Here is a 16,748-nt window from a genome sequence, read left to right on the forward strand (position 1 = left end):
AAACAATGAAAAAATGGTTAACAACAATTGCAGCATCATCTGCATTAGTAGTAGGTTTAACGGCTTGTGGTACGGGAGGCGACGGTAACGGAGCATCTGGTGAAGATAAAAAAATTATTGTGGGTGCTTCAAACGTACCGCATGCTGAAATTTTAGAAGAAGCACAGCCGCTTTTAGAGGAAAAAGGCATCGAAATGGAAATCAAACCGTTCCAGGATTACATTTTCCCAAACAAAGCGTTAGCAGACGGTGAAATTGACGCAAACTATTTCCAACACGTTCCATATTTAGAAGCGCAAATGAAAGAAAACAACTATGATTTTGTTAACGCTGGTGGTATTCATATTGAGCCAATCGGTGTGTATTCAAGCAAACATAAAAGCTTAGAAGATTTACCAGAAGGCGGTACAGTGATTATGAGTAACTCAGTCGCTGACCACGGGCGTATTTTATCAATGCTAGAAGAAAAAGGCGTTATTAAGCTAAAAGAAGGCGTTGATAAAACGAAAGCAACAGTTGATGATATTGCTGAGAATCCTAAAAACTTAAACTTTAAAGCAGACGTTGAAGCAGGTCTTCTTCCTCAAGCTTACCAAAACAACGAAGGTGACGCGATTTTAATTAATGCCAACTATGCGTTAGATGCAGATTTAGACCCAGCGAAAGACCCAATTGCGGTTGAGTCTGCAGAGGACAATCCTTATGTAAACGTAATTGCAACTCGTAAAGGTGACGAAGAGCGTGAAGAAATTAAAGCATTAGTGGAAGTGCTAAATTCAAAAGAAATTCAAGAGTTCATTAAAGAAGAATACAAAGGCGCAGTCCTTCCAGCATCTAAATAACTTTGAACAATAATAAGTGAGCCTGATTCCTATGTGATCAGGCTCATTTTTCTGCACGAACGTATCATAGATTGATAAATAACTACGCATACTAACGTTGAAATTTTAACATGATGGGAGATGACGTTACGTATGCAACAAGAGCCACGTAATTCAACAGATCAGGCGTTACATGATTATAAGGCAGGAATCGGCAATTTTACTGAGAAGTTACCTGAAGTTGCAAAAACATTTAATGCATTTACAGAAGCATGCTTTGAAGAAGGTCAACTATCTAAAAGGGAAAAGCAGTTAATTGCGCTTGGCATTAGCTTAGTTGCGCAAGATGAATACTGTATGATTTATCACACAAAAGGTTGTTTAGACCAAGGGGCAAGTGAACAAGAGATTCTAGAAGCTTGCGGTGTGGCTGCTGCGTTTGGTGGAGGAGCTGCGATGAGTCAAGCTGTTACACTTGTACAAGAATGTATCCAAGAGCTTGATCACCCAACGCATTAATCAGTACGTATAATCCATAAGAATGCCCTGTTACTTCAATCCATTAAATCAATGGATAAAGTACAGGGTATTTTAATGAGGAATGGCTACACAATGGGATGTTCAACCTTCAGTTTATATATCACAGACGTAGAGTATGCTTTAGTTACTTAAATAAGTGATTTTTAGATTGGTTTCCCTAAACCGCTTTTATTGTATGTAAATGGAGCTGATTTGCATCTTGATTTCAATATCAGTAAAATTATGTTAATTGCTAAAAAGAAGATGAAGCTAGCTTTCTTTTTTAGTGCATACATATGTGCTACTTTTATCGATTTTAGATTCACTTGATAGCGTATGACATATACTCGTACTTTACTGTTCCAAAAGGTTGCTATCATCTTTCATTTAGTATAAGATTGTAATGAGAATAAAATGAGAATTATTAAAATCATGTAGGTATATCCAACTTATTGAGTATATACGTATATAACTGGAGGTTTTAACATGGCAGGTTCAACTTTAACAATTAAAGATCTTCATGTTGCGATTGAAGGTAAAGAAATCCTTAAAGGTGTAAATTTAGAAGTTAAGGGCGGCGAAATCCATGCAATCATGGGGCCAAACGGTACTGGTAAATCAACACTTTCTTCAGCAATCATGGGACACCCTAAGTATGAAGTAACAAAAGGAAGCATCACATTTGACGGGGAAGATGTATTAGAAATGGAAGTAGACGAGCGCGCTCGTGTAGGTCTTTTCTTAGCAATGCAATACCCAAGTGAAATTAGTGGTGTAACGAATGCGGATTTTTTACGTTCAGCAATCAACGCACGTCGTGAAGAAGGCGAAGAAATTTCATTAATGAAATTCATTCGTCAATTAGATAAGAACATGGACTTCTTAGAGATGGACCAAGACATGGCACAGCGTTATTTAAATGAAGGTTTCTCAGGTGGAGAAAAGAAGCGTAATGAAATTCTTCAATTAATGATGTTAGAGCCTAAAATTGCAATTTTAGATGAAATTGACTCTGGTTTAGATATCGATGCGTTAAAAGTTGTATCTAAAGGCATTAACGAAATGCGCGGAGAAGACTTTGGTTGCTTAATTATCACTCACTACCAACGTCTATTAAATTACATCACACCAGATTATGTACACGTAATGATGCAAGGTCGCGTTGTAAAATCAGGTGGACCTGAATTAGCGCAACGTCTTGAAGCAGAAGGTTATGACTGGATTAAGAAAGAATTAGGTATTGAAGACGAAACTGTAGGGCAAGAAGCGTAAGCGTTAGGAGGATTTGTATGACTATCGATACGAAACTACCATTTGATCAGGAGTATGTTAGCAACTTTTCAAAAGAGGCTGCAGAACCAAACTGGCTTTTAAATCTTCGCTTACAAGCTCTTGCGAAGGCGGATGGTCTTTCACTACCAAAGCCAGATAAAACAAACATTTTAAAGTGGAACTTTACGTCATTTGCTAAGCATATGGCAGATGCAAAAACAGTGAGTTCAATTGATGAGCTACCTGAAGTGGTAAAGGCACTTATTAATACAGAAGAAGCAAACAATCTGTATGTACAACGTGATCAAGCGCCAGCATATAGCGTTTTATCTCAAGAGTTAAAAGATAAAGGTGTTATATTCACTAATATTCGCACTGCAGCTAAAGAGCATAGCGACCTTGTTCAAAAATACTTCATGAAAGACGGAGTAAAAGTTGATGAGCATCGCTTAACTGCTCTTCATGCAGCATTAATGAACGGTGGGGTATTTGTATACGTTCCGAAAAACGTAGAAGTAAAAGAACCACTTCAAGCTGTATTCGTGCGTGAAGATGAAGAAGCGGCGCTATTTAACCATGTAATTGTTGTAGCTGAAGATAACAGTGAAGTAACGTATGTAGAGAACTACATTGCGACTTCTCAACAATCAGAAGGTGTTGTAAACATCATTACAGAAGTGTTTGCTAATGCAAATGCAAAAGTAACATTTGGTGCAGTAGACTACTTAGCAGAAGGTACAACAACGTACGTAAACCGTCGTGGTGTAGCTGGCAAAGATGGTCGCATTGAGTGGGCGCTTGGCTTAATGAATGAAGGAAATACGATTTCTGAAAACATCACGTACTTAATGGGTGATGGTTCATATGGTGACACGAAAACTGTAACAGTAGGTCGTGGAGAGCAAAAGCAAAACTTAACAACAAGTGTTGTTCACTACGGTAAAAATTCAGAAGGTTACATTCTAAAGCATGGTGTTATGAAAGATAGTGCATCTTCAATCTTTAACGGTATCGGTAAAATTGAGCATGGTGCATCAAAATCAAACGCTGAGCAAGAATCTCGCGTATTAATGTTAAGTGAAAAAGCACGTGGAGATGCGAACCCAATTCTTCTTATTGATGAAGATGATGTAACGGCAGGACATGCTGCATCAGTAGGTCGTGTAGATCCACTTCAGCTTTACTACTTAATGAGTCGTGGGATTTCACAAACTGAGGCAGAGCGCCTAGTCATTCATGGATTCTTAGCACCAGTGGTTAATGAATTACCTATTGACACAGTGAAAAAGCAGTTAACGGAGCTAATTGAAAGGAAAGTTAAGTAATGAATATCCAAGATGTTCGTCAACTTTTCCCGATTTTGGATCAAGAAGTTAATGGGCATAAATTGGTATACCTTGATAGTGCTGCAACATCTCAAAAGCCACTTCCTGTTATTGAAGCGTTAGATAACTATTATCGAGAGTATAATTCGAACGTCCACCGTGGCGTTCATACTCTTGGTACAAAAGCGACTGACGGGTATGAAGGAGCACGTGAAAAGGTTCGAAAGTTCATTAACGCGTCATCAACGGAGGAAGTCATCTTTACAAGAGGAACAACAACAGCGCTAAATACAATTGCAGCTAGTTATGGACGTGCAAACTTGCAGCCGGGTGATGAAATTGTGATTACGTATATGGAACATCACAGTAACATTATTCCTTGGCAACAAATTGCAAAACAAACTGGCGCGACGTTAAAATACATCTCTTTAACAGAAGATCATGCACTTTCGTTAGAAGATGTTAAAAGCACGATTACACCAAATACAAAAATTGTATCTGTTATGCAGGTATCAAACGTGTTAGGTGCAATTAACCCAATTAAAGAGATTGCTAAAATTGCCCATGAGAATGGTGCGGTTATGGTTGTCGACGGCGCACAAAGTGCACCACATATGAAGATTGATGTACAAGATTTAGATTGTGACTTCTTCGTGTTTTCTGGTCACAAAATGTGTGGGCCGACTGGTATTGGGGTATTGTATGGAAAGAAAGCATTGCTTGAAAAGATGGAGCCTGTTGAGTTTGGTGGCGAAATGATTGATTTCGTAAACCTATATGACTCAACGTGGAAAGAGCTACCTTGGAAATTTGAGGGTGGGACGCCAATCATTGCGGGTGCAATTGGTTTAGGAGCAGCCATTGACTTTCTTGAGGGTATAGGGCTCGAAAATATTGAAGCGCATGAGCATAAATTGGCTCAATACGCATTAGAGCGTATGAGTACAATTGAAGGTATGACAATTTATGGACCAAAAGAGCGTGCAGGACTCGTAACATTTAACATTGAAGATGTTCATCCTCATGATGTAGCGACAGTGTTAGATGCACAAGGTATAGCCGTTCGTGCAGGTCACCATTGTGCTCAGCCATTAATGAAATATTTAGAGGTTTCTGCAACCGCTCGTGCAAGCTTTTATCTGTATAATACAGAAGAAGAGATTGATCAGTTTGTTTCTGCATTAATCAAAACGAAGGAGTATTTTTCAAATGTCTTTTAATAACAACCTTGATACTCTTTATCGTCAAGTCATTATGGACCACTATAAAAATCCGCGAAATCGCGGGGTTCTATCAGAGGACACAGTGACGATTAATATGAATAATCCAACTTGTGGTGACCGTATTCAGCTAGCATTGAAAGTTGAAGATGGAAAAGTAGTTGATGCGAAGTTTGAAGGTGAAGGATGTTCAATCTCAATGTCTTCTGCATCAATGATGACACAAGCAATTAAAGGTCAAGAAATTGAACTTGCTTTACAAATGTCTCAAATCTTCTCAGATATGATGCAGGGTAAAGATTATGATGATAGCATAGACTTAGGAGACATTGAAGCACTTCAAGGTGTAGCAAAGTTTCCAGCACGTATAAAATGTGCAACATTAGCTTGGAAAGCGATGGAAAAAGGCCTAAAGAATCAGCCAGAGGCTGAGTAAAGGCCTTTGTTCATTCCCAATCCTATTACGTAGGGGGTATTAAGAATGGCTAAAAAAATGCCAGAAATCGGCGATTACAAATATGGTTTCTCCGATAAAGACGTATCCATTTTCCGTTCAAAACGCGGTTTAACAAAAGAGATTGTAGAAGAAATTTCACGCATGAAGGAAGAGCCTCAGTGGATGCTTGACTTCCGTTTGAAATCACTAGAACATTTCTACAAGATGCCAATGCCACAATGGGGTGGCGATTTAGCTAGTCTAAACTTTGATGAGATTACGTACTACGTAAAACCATCAGAGAAGTCTGAGCGTTCATGGGATGAGGTACCAGAAGAAATCAAGCAAACGTTTGATAAGCTGGGTATCCCAGAAGCGGAGCAAAAATATCTTGCGGGTGTATCTGCTCAGTACGAGTCTGAAGTTGTGTATCACAACATGAAAGAAGATCTTGAAGCACAAGGAATTGTCTTTAAAGATACAGATACAGCATTAAAAGAAAACGAAGATATTTTCCGTGAGCACTGGGCGAAAGTAATTCCACCAACAGACAACAAGTTCTCAGCATTAAACTCGGCTGTATGGTCTGGTGGATCATTCATCTATGTACCAAAAGGTATAAAAGTAGATACACCATTACAAGCATACTTCCGTATTAACTCTGAAAATATGGGGCAATTTGAGCGTACACTGATTATCGTAGATGAAGGTGCACACGTTCATTACGTAGAAGGATGTACAGCACCAGTTTATACAACGAACTCGTTACACAGTGCGGTTGTAGAAATCATCATTAAAAAAGATGCATACTGCCGTTACACAACGATTCAAAACTGGGCAAACAACGTCTATAACCTTGTAACAAAGCGTGCGGTCTGTGAAGCGAATGCAACGATGGAATGGATTGATGGAAACATCGGTTCAAAACTAACGATGAAATACCCAGCCGTTATCTTAAAAGGTGAAGGCGCTCGTGGTATGACTCTTTCTATTGCTCTTGCAGGTAAAGGTCAGCACCAAGATGCAGGTGCAAAAATGATTCATTTAGCACCAAACACATCTTCAACAATTGTGTCGAAATCAATCTCTAAGCAAGGTGGTAAAGTAACATACCGTGGTATCGTTCACTTTGGCCGCAAAGCAGACGGAGCTCGCTCAAACATTGAGTGTGACACATTAATTATGGATAACAAATCAACATCTGATACAATTCCTTACAATGAAATCTTAAATGATAACATTTCACTTGAGCATGAAGCGAAAGTATCGAAAGTATCAGAAGAGCAGTTATTCTATTTAATGAGCCGTGGAATTTCAGAAGAAGAAGCAACTGAAATGATCGTTATGGGCTTCATCGAGCCATTCACGAAAGAACTTCCAATGGAATATGCGGTTGAAATGAACCGTTTAATCAAGTTCGAGATGGAAGGTTCAATCGGATAAATAAAAAAGAAGGTAGGAGATGCTTTATTTCTCCCTATACCTTCTTTTTTTTATGTTCAATTTTCAAACTAATTAAAAATGTATGTAACAATTACCAAAAACAGAAGAAAGTGATTATAATAAGGATATGTGTTTTGTTTAAAAGATTCGTAAAATGGATGAGCGATTTTACAGATTGTATACCTATTAAGTTTTATTGAGGTGATCAAGTTGATATATATAGGTGTGACAGGATGGGGAGATCATGATGTATTGTATGAGCAAGGTGTGCCGGCAAGGGACAAACTAGCGATATACGCAGGTCATTTTCCTATTGTGGAAGTAGATGCTTCATTTTACGCCATTCAACCTACATCAAACGCAGAAAAGTGGATAGGACAAACCCCTGATTCCTTTCAGTTTATCGTGAAGGCTTATCAAGGGATGACTGGACATCAACGTGAACAAAGCTTTTATAAAAGCAAAGATGACATGTTTGAAGCCTTTATTGAATCAATCCAACCATACGTGCGCGCAAAAAAACTTGGGATGATTTTATTTCAAACGCCACCTTGGTTTGATTGTACAAAAGAAAACGTTCACTATTTGCGATATAGTAGAGAAAAGTTGCGTGATTTTCCGGTCGCATTAGAGTTTCGCAATCAGACATGGTTTTCACCAACATTTTATGACCGTACATTAACTTTTATGGAACAAGAAAACTGGATTCATGGTATTTGTGATGAGCCTCAAGCAGGAGAAGGCTCTGTTCCTATTGTGCTTCATCCAACAGATAAAGAGAAAACATTGATTCGATTTCACGGACGTAATGTTCATGGGTGGAATAAGCCAGCTGAAGGAAATTGGCGTGAAGTTCGATTTTTATATCGATATAACGAGAAAGAACTGATGGAATGGAAGGAACGATTAACAGCTTTACAAAAGCAGACAAAAGATATTTATCTTTTGTTTAACAACAATTCAGGCGGAGATGCCGTGGATAATGCAAAGCAAATGATTCAGCTATTAGGTTTAGAGTATGAAGGGTTAGCTCCAAAGCAGCTCGATTTTTTTGAAGGCTTATAAGTAAAATAATTGGTTACAAAGAGAATAATACTTAGTTTGTTTACCTTACTAGATAAGCGGAACGAACGTATTGTGAAAAGGTGGGGAAACAACATGACAGCTCCTTTAATGGGGATTTTAGCCTTGTTTTTTATTGGCTTTTTGCTGCTTCTTTTAGGCTTTAAACGAAAAAAAATGGTGATGCTCATTTTATCACTTCTTTTATTTACAGGAGGATTTGCTTTGTTATTTTTAGCTGTTCGCATGTTAACGAGAGCATAAGCCATTTCGTCATGCGCGGCTAAAGTTCGAAAAGGGGTGAGAAAATGGAATGGTTTGTTTTGATACTTATTGGTCTAATTGGAGGTACAATTGGTAGCTTAGTAGGGCTTGGTGGAGGAATTATCGTCGTTCCAGCGTTACTATTTTTTGGGTCATACACTGTGTTAATAAGTGAAGTGTCTCCTCAAGTTGCTGTCGGAACCTCTTTGCTTGTTATTATTTTTACAGGTCTTTCATCTACTTTAATGTATATGAAGCATAAAAAAGTAGATTACAGAAGCGGATTGCTCTTTTTTATTGGAAGTGGGCCTGGAGGTATAATAGGAGCCTACGTGAATAGTTATTTAAAAGTAGACTCATTTTCAATTTACTTCGGTCTTTTCGTCATTTTTACATCAATTATCCTTATGTTTCGTGATAAGTTGAAGCCGAGGAAAAAGCGTAATCATTTTCCTTTTCAACGTGAATATAAAGATAAAGAAGGCGTGACGCATATTTATGGCTTCCACCCTATTACTGCCATTGTCATTTCATTTATTGTCGGATTTTCTTCTGGTCTATTCGGCATTGGTGGTGGCTCCCTAATGGTACCAGCGATGATTTTACTCTTTGCTTTCCCAGCTCATGTCGCGGTTGCGACGTCAATGTTCATGATTTTTCTTTCTTCCATCTTAAGCTCTATTGCCCATATGACGATGGGGAACATTGATTGGAGTTTTGCTCTCTTTTTAATACCTGGAGCGTGGGTTGGAGGTCAAGCAGGAGCATGGTTAAACACGAGATTGAAAAGTAAAACGGTTATCCACTTATTCCGTATCATTTTAATAGTAGTTGGCTTCCGTTTGATTTACGAAGGGATTACTTAATAAATTGAGATGTACAATCACTCTTTTTATTCTCTGTCATAAGTTGATAGGGAAAGGAGTGGGACCACGTGGTTACAGTAACACCGATAATAATTGAAGGACAGCCTTTTACAGCTGTAACTGTATTATTACCAAAAACAACACTACTTACGGTTTCGTCTGACAAAGGGTACATCATGTGTGGAGCACTAGATGTTGGGCTGTTAAATGAAAAGTTAAGAGATCGTAAAATTGTTGCAGGTAGAGCGGTTGGTGTAAGAACAATTGAACAGTTACTGGATGCTCCCTTAGAATCTGTAACAGTTGAAGCAGAGGATTTAGGGATTTTTGCAGGTATGCGAGGAAGAGATGCGCTTTTAAAGATGACTTAAGGTGTCTTTACGATTTGTATGTATCAAATGATTTCATATATTGAGTGACTATTTGTTAGGTAATGCTTGCTAAAGTCAGGTATTCAACCAATGCCTTCAATTTTAAATGAAAAATAGGCGTTAACTTTTTAAAATAAGAAAGGTGGAAGTGATTGTTACCTTTCTTATTTTAAAAAGTGATGTTAGACAAGTTTTACAAAGAGTCTTTAGATACTACTATCCTCACGTATTTAACGGTTGACGTGGCGTCTTCAGCCGGACAATGATAAATTTACAAAAGGAGTTACCATGAAATTAGTTGCTGTTGAATTTTTAAAGCCAGGAGTCTTTTTAGGTAAACCTATTTATAATGAACAGGGAAATGTACTTGTGAATCAAGGAATTATGTTGACCACTACTATCATTAAACGTTTGAAGCTCTTAGGGATTTCTTTTGTATATATTCAAGATGAGCGAATGAAGGACATCACGTTTCATGCGTCGGTTATATCAGAAGTGCGCAATCGAGCGATAAATACGGTTCAAGACTCATTTTTAAAATTGAAAAATCAACCTAGTGGACGTAAACAAATTTCTCTTTTTGAACAATCAGTAAAAGAGATTACTCGTATTAGCGATGAATTTGTGAAAGACCTTACAAGTGATGACGATGTTCTTTCGTTATTAACAGATGTATACGTGTATGATAATTATGTGTTTTCTCATTCTGTTAATGTTACGTTATACGCACTTGCGCTTGGAATAGAATTACGATTGTCTCAAAAAGAATTAGAGAAGCTAGGCGTCGGTGGTATGCTTCATGATGTTGGGAAAATGTTTATTCCAAACGAAATTCTAAATAAGCCAGGAAAGCTAACGAATGAAGAGTTTGCGATGGTTAAAAAACATACAACATATGGTTTTGACCTATTAAAAGCGATGCCTACTGTATCCATCATTTCTGCTTATTGTGCACAACAGCACCATGAACGCTTAGATGGGACAGGATATCCATATGGATTAAAAGGAGAACAAATTCATTATTTCAGCAAGATACTAGCGATTGCTGACGTGTATGATGCGGTTACCTCCCATCGTGTGTATCGAAAAGCTTTATTGCCACATGAAGCGCTTGAAATTTTATATGCAGGAGCAGGTACACACTTTGATCGTGATATGGTTGAGGCATTTCGTAAAGCCATTATTATTTATCCTATCGGCTTAGGAGTGACGTTAAACGATGGGCGCAAAGGGGTTGTAGTTGGGCAAAATAAAGGAATAAGTGACCGCCCAATTGTCAGGATTTTAGAAGAGAATGAAAATGAGTTACATGAACCCTATGATTTAGACTTAAAAGAGCACATGGATATTCTTGTTACAGCGTCGGAGACAACAATTTAAGAAAAAAGTAAACAAAAAAGCGTTAACCCTCTATTTACATGCATACATATAGCTTGTAAGGAGGGATTTTTTGTGCCTAAACGTCGTCGCAGACTATTCAGAAAAGGTCCTTTGCCATTCCGGTATGTCTTTTTATTAACCTTTGTTTTTTTTATCTTTTCAACTGCATCCGGACTTTGGTTTATTAATAAAGGAATTGAACCCACTTTGATGAATTATGCTGAAGCTCAAACAAAGCGAATTGCTACGCTAGTTATTAACAAAGCTGTCAATAAACAAATTACAGAAGACTTAGATGTAAATGAACTAGTTAACATAGAGACAGATGCAAATGGAAAAGTCACATCGATGAGTATTAACGCCCCAATGGTTAGTCGAGCTTTAGCTCAAACGACTAATCTTGTTCAAGCTAACTTAAGAGCTGTTGAGAAAGGTGAAGTTGATACACTAGACCTTCCCATGGATGTTGAAATTGAAACGGATGAAACGTTAAGAGAGAAAGGGATTATTTATCAAGTTCCACTAGGTCAAGCGACAAATAATGCTTTATTAGGGAACTTAGGACCTCTTGTTCCTGTTAAATTTCACGCAATTGGTTATGTGAATTCAGATGTAAAAGAATTGATTGAAGAGTATGGGATTAATAATGTTGTTTATAAAGTTGTGATTCATGTAGAAGTAAACGTGCAAGTCATTATTCCTTTTTCAACAAGAATGACAACCGTTACGACAGATATTCCAATTGTTATGCAAGCTATTCAAGGTGAAGTGCCCGATTTTTATAATCGAGGAGCTAACTCAAGTCCATCGATTCAACTTCCAAAAAAGAGCAATTAAATAATGGTTGATAAAACGAACAATCATAGATATAATGAACTATATTCATTTTAATTTAATACCATCACCTTATCGGATCGATGAGGTAGAGGCTGCGAAAAACATGAGTATGCTATGTGAGGATGACAACGTTGACCATAGTAGAAAGGGTTTTTTGCCGAAGTGAACATCAATTGTCGGATTGATATTCGCTGGGGTTACCTTGAATAAGGGTAACACTGTCATTATGAAAGAAATGCTTGTTTTCATAATGGAGGGCTACTGATCGTGATGGAGGATAACATAACATTACAAAAGAGTAATGATAGTTATTTTCTATCATTACTCTTTTTTGCGTTTTTTTATACTAATTTTTCATGTTATCTCGTACGCTTAAAGTAACCCTTTTATGAAAGACAAGTTTAGAACTAAAGGAGGTTAATGAAATGGAAGGAACAATCTATTCTCTTTTACCACCATTGTTAGCAATCATCATGGTGGTTCTCACGCGTCGTGTACTTCTATCTTTAGGCGTAGGAATCTTAACGGCAGCTCTTGTGTTAACGGAGTTTGCAATAGGAGCATCATTACAAAAAGTATGGGGTGCTTTTTCTGCCATTTTTTACGCAGATGGCGAACTAAATACGTATAATTTATATATTTTGCTCTTTTTACTTATTTTAGGTGTTATTACTGCATTTATTTCAATTTCTGGTGGAAGTCGAGCATTTGGTGAGTGGGCGTTAAAGCGTGTCAAAACAAGAAGAGGTGCTCACTTAACTACCGCTATGCTTGGTGTTATTATTTTTATTGATGATTATTTTAATGCATTAGCAGTAGGTCAAGTAAGTAAGCCATTAACGGATCGTCAACGTATTTCTCGTGCGAAGCTTGCTTATTTAATTGATTCAACATCTGCTCCTGTATGTGTGATTGCACCGTTTTCAAGCTGGGGTGCCTACATCATTACTGTTATTGGATCGATTTTAGCAACACATGGAGTAACCGAGTATTCTCCTTTCTCTGCATTTGTACAGATGATTCCAATGAACTTTTATGTATTTGTGTCACTTCTGCTTGTGTTTGCTGTAAGTATTTACAATATTAATCTTGGTAGCATGCGTATCCATGAAGAGCGAGCAGTAAAAACAGGTGAAGTCGTAGACTCATCAAAAGGTGAAGTAGCCGGTGAATTGAAAGACGATCTTCCAACGAGTGATAAAGGTCGTGTGCTAGATTTAGCGTTACCTATTATTGCTTTAGCAGTTGGAACAATCTCAGCCATGATGTGGACGGGGTATAAAGCAACAGAGGGTGCTGTAACCATCTTTACGATGTTTGAAAATACAGATGTTCCAACTTCACTTGTATATGGTGGATCTTTAGGATTACTTGTAACGCTTATTTTATTTATGATTCAGACGCAAAAAACATCTGCCGTTACAATGGGTATCTTACCAAAAGGTATTTATGCTGGAATTAAGTCAATGTTACCAGCGATTTATATTCTTGTGATGGCTTGGACAATTGTTGATTTAATTAGTCAATTAAAAACAGGTGAATATTTAGCAGGGGTTGTAGAAAGCTCAAATGTGAATATTGCCTTCTTACCAGCCATTTTATTTGTAGTAGCTGGTGTGATGGCTTTCTCTACTGGAACATCATGGGGAACATTTGGGATTATGCTTCCAATCGCAGGGGACATTGCAGCGGCTACTGATATTACTCTTTTATTGCCAGTGTTATCAGCTGTATTAGCAGGAGCTGTATTCGGAGATCACTGTTCACCAATTTCAGATACAACGATTTTATCTTCTACTGGGGCAGGAAGTCATCATATTGACCATGTGATTACACAGCTACCATATGCGATATCTTCGGCTGTTATTGCTGTTATTGGTTACCTTGTTTTAGGGTTTACTGGTAGCACAGTCATTGGTTTCGTGACAACGATTGTATTATTAGCACTATTTGTCTTTATTGTCCGCAAGAAAGGAAATACGGACGAGTTACAACAAACAGCGTAAAGAAAAAAGCATCTATGTGATTACATAGGTGCTTTTTCTATGTAAATGTAAGTTTGTTTAACTTTTTGGAAAAGTTTGTTTTGACAGAAGGAATAAGACTAGCTATACTGTCTATATGATATAATAAACTAAATTATCAGAAAAGTATAAAAATTTCCAACAATAAACAAAGACTACGTTGGAAAAGAAATAAAAGGGGGAAATACAAATGGAAAATCGCCCACAGTGGGGGACAAGAGCAGGCTTTATTTTAGCTGCAGCAGGATCAGCGATTGGATTAGGAAACATCTGGCGCTTTCCAGCTACGGCTTATGAAAACGGAGGGGGAGCATTCTTCTTACCGTATCTATTCGCATTATTAACAGCAGGGATTCCATTGTTAATCATGGAATTTACCATTGGTCATAAATATCGAGGTTCTGCACCACTTTCTTTTGCGAGATTAAATCGAAAAACAGAATGGTTAGGTTGGTGGCAGGTTGCTATATCGTTTATAATTTCTGTTTATTATGCAGCTATTATCGCATGGGCTATGTCATACTCCGTCTTCTCACTGAATTTAAAGTGGGGATCAGATACAGAGGGATTCTTATTTGGTGACTATTTAAAATTAGCTGAAGTTCCAGGGCAGACAGGTAGTCTTGTACCAGGCGTATTTATTCCACTTATCTTAGTTTGGATCATTACGTTAGGCGTATTATTCAAAGGAATTAAAAAGGGAATTGAAATTGCCAATAAAATTTTCTTACCAACACTTATCGTTTTATTCTTAATCATTGTTATTCGTGCTTTAACATTAGATGGGGCCGTTGAAGGCTTAAATGCATTCTTTAAACCAGATTGGAATGCTATAGCAAGTGGAAAAGTATGGGTAGCGGCTTACGGACAAATTTTCTTTAGCTTATCCATTGCATTTGCAATCATGGTTACGTACTCAAGTTATTTACCAAAGAAATCTGATATTACAAACAACGCATTTATTACAGGTTTCGGTAACTCAGCGTTCGAATTACTAGCAGGTATTGGAGTATTTAGTGTACTAGGATTCATGGCGGTTCAACAAGGCGTTAACGTTGATGAAGTGGTAACAGGTGGTGTGGGATTAGCGTTCGTTGTTTTCCCTCAAATCATTAATGAATTCCCAGCATTTAACCAATTCTTTGGATTCTTATTCTTTGGGTCACTTGTTTTAGCTGGTTTAAGTTCACTCATCTCAATTGTAGAAACATTCGTAGCAGGTGTTCAAGATAAATTTAACGTGTCTCGTACAAAAGCGGTAGTAGTCGGTGGAGGATTATCAGCAGTTATTTCGGTTTTATTTGCTACACAAGGTGGATTATATTTCTTAGACGTAGCAGACTATTTCATTAATAACTTTGGAGTAGCATTAGCTGGCTTAATAGAAGTTATTGTTGTAGCTTGGGTATTAAAAGAATTGAAAAATCTTCAAGAGCATGCAAACTCTGTATCAGACATTATGCTAGGTGCTTGGTGGAAAATCTGCTTAGCGTTTGTTACACCAGTCGTTTTAGGATACATGATGTTTGATAATATCCGCACTAATATTTCAGAAAATTATGGCGGTTATGATACGTCATTCGTTATTGCGTCTGGTTGGGCAGTAGCCATCGGAGCAATCGTTATCGGGGTGTTATTCTCATTAAAAGGATGGAAAAAAGAAACAATTGAATTACCATCTAACGATAAGGAGGTTTCAAGCTAATGGAAGCAAGCGCATTAGTAATGATGGTAGTCGGGATGGTCGTTATATGGGGCGGATTAGCAGCAAGTATTGTTCATGCTGTTAAGAAGGCAAGAGCAAGCAAAGCGTAATAAAAAAAGAAACGGAGCAAATGCTTCGTTTCTTTTTTTTGAGAATTTATCAATTAAGCTGTTTTTTGCCTCTGTTGACACATTCTTGGCAAGTTAATCAAACGTTTGTTTAACAGTTTACTTCTTCTTGTTCAACTTCATTCGATCCAATCTCTCCCAGTTTCTTAGGTGTGGATACGGATCAAATGACCATTCAATCCTGCCATTATCTTTATACATACCATAGTGAAGGTGAGGAGGGAATTTTCCCGATGTGCCAGGTGGTCCATATCCTGAACTTCCTACGCCTCCAATAATCATACCGGGCTCTACAATTTGACCTACTTGTAGTCCTTTTGAAAACCCGCTTAAATGAGCTAAATAATGATACGTATTATTAATGTCTCGAATTCCAATCCGCCAACCACCATATCGATTCCAGCCTTTAATTTCTAATACTCCATAGCATGTTGCACGAACGGGTACACCATAATCAGCAAAGATATCAGTACCTTCATGAACGCGACGACCTCCCCAACCTCGAGCATCTCCCCATGTGCTTCGATAACTATGGTTCGAACGAATAGGAACAGGAAATGCCTTTTCTTGAAGGTCTAACCTTCCGTATGTTTTAAATAGCTTCGCATTTCCTAATACAGCATCGACGGTTCGACTCCTTTTATAGTAGTCCCATATTCCAATTTTAATTTGAGCGTGTGTAACGCCGAAGGTTTGAAGGTAATTAGCTATTGTGAATAGTAAATCTTCGTCATCGTTTATATCTGCTTTTCCATCACCATTTCCATCTTTTCCAAGACCTCCAAATAAAGCAATTGTTATCGGGTTTGTATCTTGTCTTGTTGGATTTAGAGGGCCTGACCATTTTTCATCTTCATAGTAAATAGAAATCGCGCCTCTTTCTTTAGGTAGATCTTTTCGAGCCCGACGTGTACTACGTTCATATTGATCAATTCCAGCAAAGTAGTACCAAGGAATATGAGTAACTGATTCCATATGATGAAATAATTCCATTCTTCGTTTATTAATTTGGACTTCGTCTTGTTTCGTTTCACTCGCATAAGAGTGCGGCATATTACTAAATAAGAATACACTA

Annotated in this window: 17 protein-coding genes and 1 riboswitch; of the genes, 16 read left to right on the forward strand and 1 reads right to left on the reverse strand. The window is 37.7% G+C overall.

Translation table 11 applies throughout. The features are described from left to right. Positions 1-5: 5 nt before the first annotated feature. The 16 genes from JOC83_RS16945 to JOC83_RS17020 all read left to right on the forward strand — a co-directional run bounded on the left by JOC83_RS16945 (position 6) and on the right by JOC83_RS17020 (position 15,655). Positions 6-842 carry a MetQ/NlpA family ABC transporter substrate-binding protein gene (locus JOC83_RS16945; RefSeq protein ID WP_205188577.1) on the forward strand — a complete coding sequence of 279 codons (837 nt, stop codon included), beginning with the start codon at positions 6-8 and terminating at the stop codon, positions 840-842. Between the two features lie 132 nt (positions 843-974). Then, the gene (locus tag JOC83_RS16950) at positions 975-1,340 is read left to right on the forward strand and encodes a carboxymuconolactone decarboxylase family protein (RefSeq protein ID WP_205188578.1); all 366 of its coding nucleotides are present in this window, start codon (positions 975-977) and stop codon (positions 1,338-1,340) included. A 486-nt stretch (positions 1,341-1,826) separates the two neighbouring features. Then, positions 1,827-2,612, forward strand: a complete 786-nt coding sequence (gene sufC / locus JOC83_RS16955; RefSeq protein WP_205188579.1) for a Fe-S cluster assembly ATPase SufC — start codon at positions 1,827-1,829, stop codon at positions 2,610-2,612. A 17-nt stretch (positions 2,613-2,629) separates the two neighbouring features. Further along, complete coding sequence (gene sufD, locus JOC83_RS16960) at positions 2,630-3,937, forward strand: Fe-S cluster assembly protein SufD (protein WP_205188580.1); 1,308 nt, start codon at positions 2,630-2,632, stop codon at positions 3,935-3,937. After that, complete coding sequence (locus JOC83_RS16965; RefSeq protein ID WP_205188581.1) at positions 3,937-5,157, forward strand: cysteine desulfurase; 1,221 nt, start codon at positions 3,937-3,939, stop codon at positions 5,155-5,157. Before sufD ends, JOC83_RS16965 begins: the two co-directional genes overlap by 1 nt. Beyond that, positions 5,147-5,593, forward strand: a complete 447-nt coding sequence (gene sufU, locus JOC83_RS16970) for a Fe-S cluster assembly sulfur transfer protein SufU (RefSeq protein ID WP_205188582.1) — start codon at positions 5,147-5,149, stop codon at positions 5,591-5,593. The genes JOC83_RS16965 and sufU overlap by 11 nt, the downstream gene beginning before the upstream one ends. A gap of 45 nt (positions 5,594-5,638) precedes the next feature. Further along, the gene (sufB, locus tag JOC83_RS16975; protein ID WP_205188583.1) at positions 5,639-7,036 is read left to right on the forward strand and encodes a Fe-S cluster assembly protein SufB; all 1,398 of its coding nucleotides are present in this window, start codon (positions 5,639-5,641) and stop codon (positions 7,034-7,036) included. A gap of 210 nt (positions 7,037-7,246) precedes the next feature. Further along, positions 7,247-8,101, forward strand: coding sequence for a DUF72 domain-containing protein (locus JOC83_RS16980; protein ID WP_205188584.1), 855 nt, complete (start codon positions 7,247-7,249; stop codon positions 8,099-8,101). Between the two features lie 93 nt (positions 8,102-8,194). Continuing rightward, positions 8,195-8,362: a hypothetical protein gene (locus JOC83_RS16985; protein WP_205188585.1), complete on the forward strand. Its 168-nt coding sequence runs from the start codon at positions 8,195-8,197 to the stop codon at positions 8,360-8,362. 44 nt (positions 8,363-8,406) lie between these two features. After that, positions 8,407-9,228: a sulfite exporter TauE/SafE family protein gene (locus JOC83_RS16990; protein WP_205188586.1), complete on the forward strand. Its 822-nt coding sequence runs from the start codon at positions 8,407-8,409 to the stop codon at positions 9,226-9,228. Positions 9,229-9,296: 68 nt separating this feature from the next. Further along, positions 9,297-9,599, forward strand: a complete 303-nt coding sequence (locus JOC83_RS16995; RefSeq protein ID WP_205188587.1) for a DUF1805 domain-containing protein — start codon at positions 9,297-9,299, stop codon at positions 9,597-9,599. Positions 9,600-9,887: 288 nt separating this feature from the next. Next, on the forward strand, positions 9,888-10,979 hold the full coding sequence (locus JOC83_RS17000) for an HD-GYP domain-containing protein (RefSeq protein ID WP_205188588.1): 1,092 nt from the start codon (positions 9,888-9,890) through the stop codon (positions 10,977-10,979). Positions 10,980-11,051: 72 nt separating this feature from the next. After that, positions 11,052-11,816 carry a sporulation protein YunB gene (gene yunB / locus JOC83_RS17005; protein WP_205188589.1) on the forward strand — a complete coding sequence of 255 codons (765 nt, stop codon included), beginning with the start codon at positions 11,052-11,054 and terminating at the stop codon, positions 11,814-11,816. 78 nt (positions 11,817-11,894) lie between these two features. Beyond that, positions 11,895-12,085, forward strand: a riboswitch (Lysine riboswitch). Between the two features lie 156 nt (positions 12,086-12,241). Further along, positions 12,242-13,822 carry a Na+/H+ antiporter NhaC family protein gene (locus JOC83_RS17010; RefSeq protein ID WP_205188590.1) on the forward strand — a complete coding sequence of 527 codons (1,581 nt, stop codon included), beginning with the start codon at positions 12,242-12,244 and terminating at the stop codon, positions 13,820-13,822. Between the two features lie 208 nt (positions 13,823-14,030). Beyond that, entirely contained in the window at positions 14,031-15,545 is a 1,515-nt protein-coding gene (locus tag JOC83_RS17015; protein WP_205188591.1) for a sodium-dependent transporter, read from the forward strand. Further along, positions 15,545-15,655 carry a methionine/alanine import family NSS transporter small subunit gene (locus JOC83_RS17020; protein WP_205188592.1) on the forward strand — a complete coding sequence of 37 codons (111 nt, stop codon included), beginning with the start codon at positions 15,545-15,547 and terminating at the stop codon, positions 15,653-15,655. Before JOC83_RS17015 ends, JOC83_RS17020 begins: the two co-directional genes overlap by 1 nt. Positions 15,656-15,772: 117 nt before the next feature. Here the strand turns inward: JOC83_RS17020 and JOC83_RS17025 are convergent, their stop codons facing one another. Further along, positions 15,773-16,726, reverse strand: a complete 954-nt coding sequence (locus tag JOC83_RS17025; RefSeq protein WP_205188672.1) for a M23 family metallopeptidase — start codon at positions 16,724-16,726, stop codon at positions 15,773-15,775. Between the last annotated feature and the right edge of the window lie 22 nt (positions 16,727-16,748).

Source organism: Priestia iocasae, assembly GCF_016909075.1.
GTDB classification, from domain to species: Bacteria; Bacillota; Bacilli; order Bacillales; family Bacillaceae_H; genus Priestia; species Priestia iocasae.